Source organism: uncultured Methylobacterium sp., from assembly GCF_964251405.1.
Classification (GTDB): Bacteria; Pseudomonadota; Alphaproteobacteria; order Rhizobiales; family Beijerinckiaceae; genus Methylobacterium.
Genome location: NZ_CAXUJR010000137.1, coordinates 1 through 6,515, shown reverse-complemented (window position 1 = coordinate 6,515; position 6,515 = coordinate 1). Strand labels below are relative to the sequence as shown.

Here is a 6,515-nt window from a genome sequence, read left to right as displayed (position 1 = left end):
CGCGCCCGTCGCTCGACGCGATGGGCGCGGACATGACGGGTTGCGGTTGGTGGAAAGGGTGGCACAGTCGAAGTCTATGGCGGCTACTTAGGGGGTACACGAAGGCTGCCGACCGAGGGGGCCTTGCGCCGCTTAGCGCTCCGCATCGGGCCGGCAAGCCTAAGACGCTCGACATCACAGGTACCCACGCTGGCCAAGGATTCGGACGGGTGTGCCCGCGTCAGATCTCGACTTGACTACCAAGCTCGACCACCAGCTCAGCAGGCAACTTGAAGAAGGTCATCGGCGTTTCGGCATTGCGGACCAATAGGGCGAATAGTCCCTCGCGCCAGATAGCCATGCCCGGCCGGCGGGACGGGATCAGCGTCTGCCGGCTCAGGAAGTAGGCCGTGGTGACCGCGTTGTGGCCGGGGTCCCGCGCGAGGACGTCCGCGATGTCGCGCGGGATATCCGGGCTCTCGGCAAAACCGTAACGAAGCACCACCCGGCTGACGCCGTTGCTGAGTTCCTCCTCCGTCCGGCGTTCGCCTGTGCCTACGGTCGGCGTCAGGGAGGTCTCGACCGTCACGATGATAACGCGCTCGTGCAGGACGAGATTGTATTTCAGGTTGTGAAGGAGCGCCGGGGGCACCCCTTCGCGGCTGCTGCTGAGGTAGATCGCCGTGGCAGGGACCCGGTGGGCCTTGGAGACCGACCGCAGGAAGACGTCCATCGGTGCGGCGTCGGCCGTGAGGCGCGCGGTCAGGAGCGAGCGGCCACGGCGCCACGTGGCGAACAGGAGCACGAGGGTGGCGCCAATCGTGACCGGTAGCCAGCCGCCGTCGAGGAACTTGGTGGCGGAGGCCGCGAACAGGCCGAGGTCGAGCGCCAGGAGCAACCCGTAGACGGGCGCCGCCCAAAGCGGGTTCCAGCGCCAGATCCGGAACACGACGAAGCCGATCATCAGGGTCGTCAGCACCATCGTCGCCATGACGGCCAGGCCGAACGCGGCGGCCAACGCGCTCGACGAGCGGAAGCCGAGCACCAGCGTGATGACGGCGATGGCGAGCAGCACGTTCACGCCGGGCGCGTAGATCTGGCCGCGCGTGGTGGTCGAGGTGTGACGGATGCTTACCCGCGGCAGGTAACCAAGCTGCACCGCCTGCTGCGTGACCGAGAACGCCCCGCTGATGATCGACTGGCTCGCGATGACGGTCGCGGCCGTGGCCAGCAGCACGAGGGGGACGAGCAGGGCGTCGGGCGCCATCAGGTAGAAGGGCGAGCGGATCGCCTCCGGGCTGCGCAGCACCAGCGCTGACTGGCCGGCATAGCAGAGCACGAGCGCGGGCAGCGCGATCCAGAGCCAGGCGCGCGCAATCGGCCGGCGGCCGAAGTGTCCCATGTCCGCGTACAGCGCCTCGGCGCCGGTGACGGCGAGCACGACGGTGCCCAGCGTGAAGTACGCCTGCAGCGGGTTGGCCCAGAGGAAGCCGAGGGCATAGGCCGGATTGAGCGCAGTGAGGACGATGGGATTGCCGGCCACCTGCACGGCGCCCAGGACGGCGATGGTCCCGAACCAGGCCAGCATGACCGGGCCGAAGACCCGGCCGACCACGCCCGTGCCGAAGCGCTGGACCGCAAACAGCCCCACGACGATGACGAGGGTCAACGGGATGACGGCGGCGGTGAAGCGGTCCCCGAGCAGGCTCAGGCCCTCGACGGCCGAGAGGATGGAGATCGCCGGCGTGATGACGGCATCGCCGTAGAACAGCGCGGTCGCGATAAGGGCCGCCGCGGCAATCGCGGGCAACCACGGCGAGCGCGGCGCCACGCGGGTAATAAGGGCGAGCAGGGCGAAGCCGCCGCCTTCCCCGCGATTGTCGGCCCGCATGGTCACGAGGACGTACTTGACGGTGACCACGAGGATCAGGGCCCAGACCAGCATCGAGAGCACGCCGAGGACGTGGAATGTGTCGAGGGCGAGGGCGTGATGGCCGATGAAGCTCTCGCGGAAGGCGTAGAGCGGGCTCGTGCCGATGTCGCCGAAGACGACGCCGGTGGCGCCGATCATCAGGGTAGCCGTCGAGGAACGCTCGCGAGAACTCACGGATCTACCCTTGGATGGAGCTCGGCTGGAAGGCTGCATGAGACGTCGTGTCAGCACGGCATCGTCAATCCAAGGCCAGGCTGACATGCCCGATCCCCGCCAGATCAGCCTGGACGCGCTGTCCGGGCTGGACCTGGACCAGGCCGACAATGCTACCCGTCGCGACGAGATCACCCGCGTCCAGGTTCAGACCGCGCTCGGCCAGCGTCAGGGCAAGGCTGGCGACCGCTGCGAGGGGCCCTCCGGGTATCGCGTTGCCGTCGCCGCTGCTCAGGGTACGGCCATCGATTTCAAGGATGAGGGGCGTCCGGAGGAGCACGGACGCGGACCAATCCACGAGGCGGGGCCCGTGGACGTGGGCGACGTCGAGCCCGAAGTCGGCGCTCGCTGTCCAGGGGTTCAACGGCGTCACGTGCGGAACGCGACGACCGAGGATGTGCAGGTCGAGGTGGCAAGCGATGCAGGCCGAGGCCGCGTTCTCGGCGGTCAGAGGTTCCTCGTCCGAGAACGGGAAGGCCCGCCCCATCACGAAGGTGAAGCCCGCCCCGACGCCGAGGACGCCGCGCGGCAGCCGACAGTGTTCACCGTCCTCAAGGATCGTCTCCTGCAACAGCGGCACGACGAGCGGCGCGTCGCACCCGAGCAGCCTGGCGCAGAGGGGCGTCATGGCGCGCACCGCGTAGCCGACCGGCACGGCCCCGAGCTGGCGGATGGCCGAGGCCTGCACGGCCTCAGCCTCTTCCGCACCGGAAATGCGCCGCAGATCGATGTCGGACGTGACGTCACCCGCCGCGCGTGCCAGCGCGAGGGACCGACCGAAGGCCTCGATCTCGTCTGAGGTCAGCGCCATGGACTCACCGCCCCCCAACGGTGCGAAGGGCAAGCCCGAGCAAGAGGAACCACACCGCCTCGTCGAAGTGTCCGAGATAGGGTGTCAGGCCGCGGTCCCGGACGGCCAGCATCCGAAGTGCCGACAAGGCCGCGTTGCCGACGCAGAATCCGGCCAACACCAGGATCGCAGGCAGTCCCACGAGCCAGGCACATGCACCGACCATCGTGATTCCCACGAGCTTCTCGCCGAACCGAACGATGGTGCGGCGGGTCAGGGCCGCTTGACGCCTCGCGATCTCGTCGGCCCGCTCCCGGGCAATATGTTCTCGCGCGGAAGGATCGACGGGCGCCGTCACGGTTGGGGGATCGTTTCGCAGGGGCGCCCTCGTGGCGCTCAAGGCTAGGCCTGACATCGAAAAGGCAAGTTGGACCCGATGCATGTTCTGATTCCGGGACCGTGAAGATAAAATGCCCGCGGCTGCATAAAGAATCGAGATGGGCCCCGCACTAAAAATATAAGTATTTTATAAATGCAGCTTGAGCCTTCGGAGTAGAAGATCAGGCTCTTAGGGTCGCTGATGCGGCCGAGCCTGCGCGAGCAAGCGACACTCCCTGCATGAAATCCTTATGCGTTGGGGCCTCGGTCCATCTCGATCCCCTATGTGGATTCACGGATCTTCGTCGGCCGCTCCAGAGGGGATAAGCTGATCAAGGTTTTATGGACACCATCAATCCGCGGCCGACTTGGACGGAGCCGGCACCGTCGCTCCGCGCCATCACCCCTCCAATGCAAGCCATCGCCTACCCGAAGCGGCAGGATCCGTACCTCCGTCACCTACGCTCTCGTTGCCAATCCTGCGGAACACCCTTCGGGGGCTTTCATTTCGACGGTCAGGGCGTCGTCCAGGCCGACCGGCCGGCCTAGAGGGCTGCCTGTTCCCGAGCGGCCCAGGTCGGAAGCCCCATCGAGTGTGCCGACATCCGCAAGGCCCTGCACTTGGCGACTCGGGTTATGACCTGAGTGGACTGGCCTCGTCGCACGGTCGTGATGGATGGGTCATGGCAACCGGATGTTTCCCAACCCGTCAGATGAGCCGTAATCCTGATGAGATCCTTATAAAATAGGCCGCCCATCCATCTCGCATTCATATGCGGTTCCCTGCCATTCTCCCGTCGCGGCAAGCAGTACTCCCTTGGACACGCAATCCGAGGGTACGAACATCTTCGTTCCTACTAATTCGGCTTGCCGCTTAACTTGGCCGGAGCTGAGCGACCAATGCTCGACATCCTCTTCATCGCAGGCGGTCTCGCCTTCTTCGCCCTCGCGGTCGGCTACGCCGCCCTGTGCGAGCGGCTCTGAGGACCTTTCCCATGACCCTCGACCTCACGCTTGGCGCCCTCGTGACCCTCGGGCTGCTCGCCTACCTCGCCTACGCCCTCGTCCGCCCCGAGCGGTTCTGAAGGAACGACTGCCATGACCATCAACGGTTGGATCCAGATCGCGCTGTTCTGCGCGGTCGTGCTGGCGCTCGTGCGCCCGCTCGGCGGCTACATGACCCGCGTCTTCACGGGCGAGCGCACCTTCCTGTCGCCCGTGCTCGCGCCCATCGAGCGCGGCCTCTATCGCGTCTCCGGCATCAACGCCGCCCAGGAGCAGCATTGGCTCTCCTACACGACCGCGATGCTGGTCTTTCACGTGCTCGGGTTCCTGTTCCTCTACGCGCTGCTGCGCTTCCAGGCCGTGCTGCCGCTCAACCCGGACGGCCAAGTCGCCGTGGGCGCCGACCTCGCCTTCAATACCGCGACGAGCTTCATCACCAATACGAACTGGCAGTCTTACGGCGGTGAGACGACGATGTCGTACCTCACGCAGATGCTGGGCCTGACCCACCAGAACTTCCTGTCCGCTGCCACCGGCATCGCGCTTGCCGTCGCCCTGGTGCGCGGCTTCTCGCGCGCCTCGGCCAAGACCGTGGGCTCGTTCTGGGTCGACCTGACCCGGACCACCCTCTACGTCCTGCTGCCGATCTGCATCGTCTACACGCTGTTCCTGGTCTCCCAGGGGATCCCGCAGACGCTGGGCGGTGCCGTCGAGGTGACCACGCTGGAGGGGGCCAAGCAGACCCTGGCGGTCGGGCCGGTGGCGAGCCAGGTCGCGATCAAGATGCTGGGCACCAATGGCGGCGGCTTCTTCAACGTCAACGCCGCCCATCCCTTCGAGAACCCGACCGCGCTCTCGAACTTCATCCAGATCGTCTCGATCTTCGCCATCGGCGCGGCGATGACGAACGTCTTCGGCCGCATGGTCGGCGACGAGCGCCAGGGATGGGCGATCCTCGCCGCCATGGGCGTCCTGTTCCTCGCCGGGACCGCGATCGTCTACTGGGCCGAGAGCGCAGGCAGCCCGGTCCTCAATGCCTCGGGCCTCGCCGGCGGCAACATGGAGGGCAAGGAGGTCCGCTTCGGCATCGTCGCGTCCGCCCTGTTCGCCGCGGTCACGACGGCGGCGTCCTGCGGCGCCGTCAACGCGATGCACGGCAGCTTCACGGCGCTCGGCGGCATGATCCCGCTCATCAACATGGAGCTCGGCGAGATCATCGTGGGCGGTGTCGGCGCGGGCCTCTACGGCATCCTGATCTTCGTCATCATCACGATCTTCGTCGCCGGCCTCATGGTCGGGCGCACGCCGGAATATCTCGGCAAGAAGATCGAGGCGAAGGAGGTCAAGATGGCGATGCTTGCCATCCTCATCCTGCCGCTGATGATGCTCGGCTTCACCGCGCTGGCCACGGTCGTATCGGCAGGTCTCACCGGTCCGGCCAATGCCGGCCCTCACGGCTTTTCCGAGATCCTCTACGCCTTCACGTCAGCTGCGGCCAACAACGGCTCGGCCTTCGGCGGGCTGACCGCGAACTCGGTCTTTTATAACACCACCCTCGGCATCGGCATGCTGTTCGGGCGCTTCTTCGTGATCGTGCCGGCGCTGGCCATCGCTGGGTCCCTCGCGGGCAAGAAGACCCTGCCAGCCTCGGCCGGCACCTTCCCGACCAACGGCCCCCTCTTCGTCGGCCTGCTCGTCGGCGTGATCCTGATCGTCGGCGGGCTGACCTTCTTCCCGGCGCTGGCGCTGGGACCCATCGTCGAGCATCTCGCCGGTGGCCTCGGCCAGACCTTCGCAGTCGGAGGCTGAGATGCGTCACGCCTTACCGCCTCACCTCGCACAGCGGCGCGCAGCCTTGCGCAGGGGTCTTGGGCCTACCCGGTCCAGGACGCCGACCTGGAGCCGGCCCCCGCAGGACGGGGGCAAGACCCGGGTGTCGGACATCATCCTGGGAATGCTGGCGGTGACCCTGCTGGGTGCCGTCGCCCTGGTGGCCTGCTTCGCCGACGTCGGCCGCACGCTGGCGCCCTGAACCCTCGGCCTGGCGCGTCGCGCGCCGGCTCCTTGACGACCCTCATTCCGGACACCCGCAATGGCCCGCCAAAACTCCACCAGCCTCTTCAGCGCCGCCCTCGTCGGACCCGCCCTCATCGGCGCCGTGACCAAGCTCGACCCCCGCAAGATGATCAAGAACCCGGTCATGTTCGTGGTCGAGGT

5 protein-coding genes are annotated in these 6,515 nt (G+C 66.8%); 2 read left to right on the top strand and 3 right to left on the bottom strand.

Going from position 1 to position 6,515, the window contains the following annotated elements:
* Nucleotides 1-220: 220 nt before the first annotated feature.
* The 3 genes from ACFE7U_RS17015 to ACFE7U_RS17005 all read right to left on the bottom strand — a co-directional run bounded on the left by ACFE7U_RS17015 (nucleotide 221) and on the right by ACFE7U_RS17005 (nucleotide 3,273).
* Entirely contained in the window at nucleotides 221-2,050 is a 1,830-nt protein-coding gene (locus ACFE7U_RS17015) for a potassium transporter Kup (protein WP_375410898.1), read from the bottom strand.
* Nucleotides 2,051-2,150: 100 nt separating this feature from the next.
* On the bottom strand, nucleotides 2,151-2,936 hold the full coding sequence (locus ACFE7U_RS17010; protein WP_375410897.1) for a 2-keto-4-pentenoate hydratase: 786 nt from the start codon (nucleotides 2,934-2,936) through the stop codon (nucleotides 2,151-2,153).
* A gap of 4 nt (nucleotides 2,937-2,940) precedes the next feature.
* Entirely contained in the window at nucleotides 2,941-3,273 is a 333-nt protein-coding gene (locus ACFE7U_RS17005; RefSeq protein ID WP_375410896.1) for a hypothetical protein, read from the bottom strand.
* 1,015 nt (nucleotides 3,274-4,288) lie between these two features.
* On the opposite strand from ACFE7U_RS17005, the gene ACFE7U_RS17000 reads away from it, so the two are divergent.
* A complete protein-coding gene (locus ACFE7U_RS17000; RefSeq protein ID WP_375410538.1) occupies nucleotides 4,289-4,378 on the top strand; it encodes a K(+)-transporting ATPase subunit F in 90 nt (29 codons plus the stop codon).
* Between the two features lie 13 nt (nucleotides 4,379-4,391).
* Nucleotides 4,392-6,107 (top strand): potassium-transporting ATPase subunit KdpA, encoded by a 1,716-nt coding sequence (gene kdpA / locus ACFE7U_RS16995; protein ID WP_375410895.1) that lies wholly within the window; start codon nucleotides 4,392-4,394, stop codon nucleotides 6,105-6,107.
* Nucleotides 6,108-6,515: the final 408 nt, after the last annotated feature.

Bases quoted from the DNA above. Each gene is read 5' to 3' on its own strand.
- ACFE7U_RS17015 (WP_375410898.1), bottom strand. From the start codon at position 2,050: ATGATCGGCGCCACCGGCGTCGTCTTCGGCGACATCGGCACGAGCCCG.
- ACFE7U_RS17010 (WP_375410897.1), bottom strand. From the start codon at position 2,936: ATGGCGCTGACCTCAGACGAGATCGAGGCCTTCGGTCGGTCCCTCGCG.
- kdpA (WP_375410895.1), top strand. From the start codon at position 4,392: ATGACCATCAACGGTTGGATCCAGATCGCGCTGTTCTGCGCGGTCGTG.
- ACFE7U_RS17000 (WP_375410538.1), top strand. From the start codon at position 4,289: ATGACCCTCGACCTCACGCTTGGCGCCCTCGTGACCCTCGGGCTGCTC.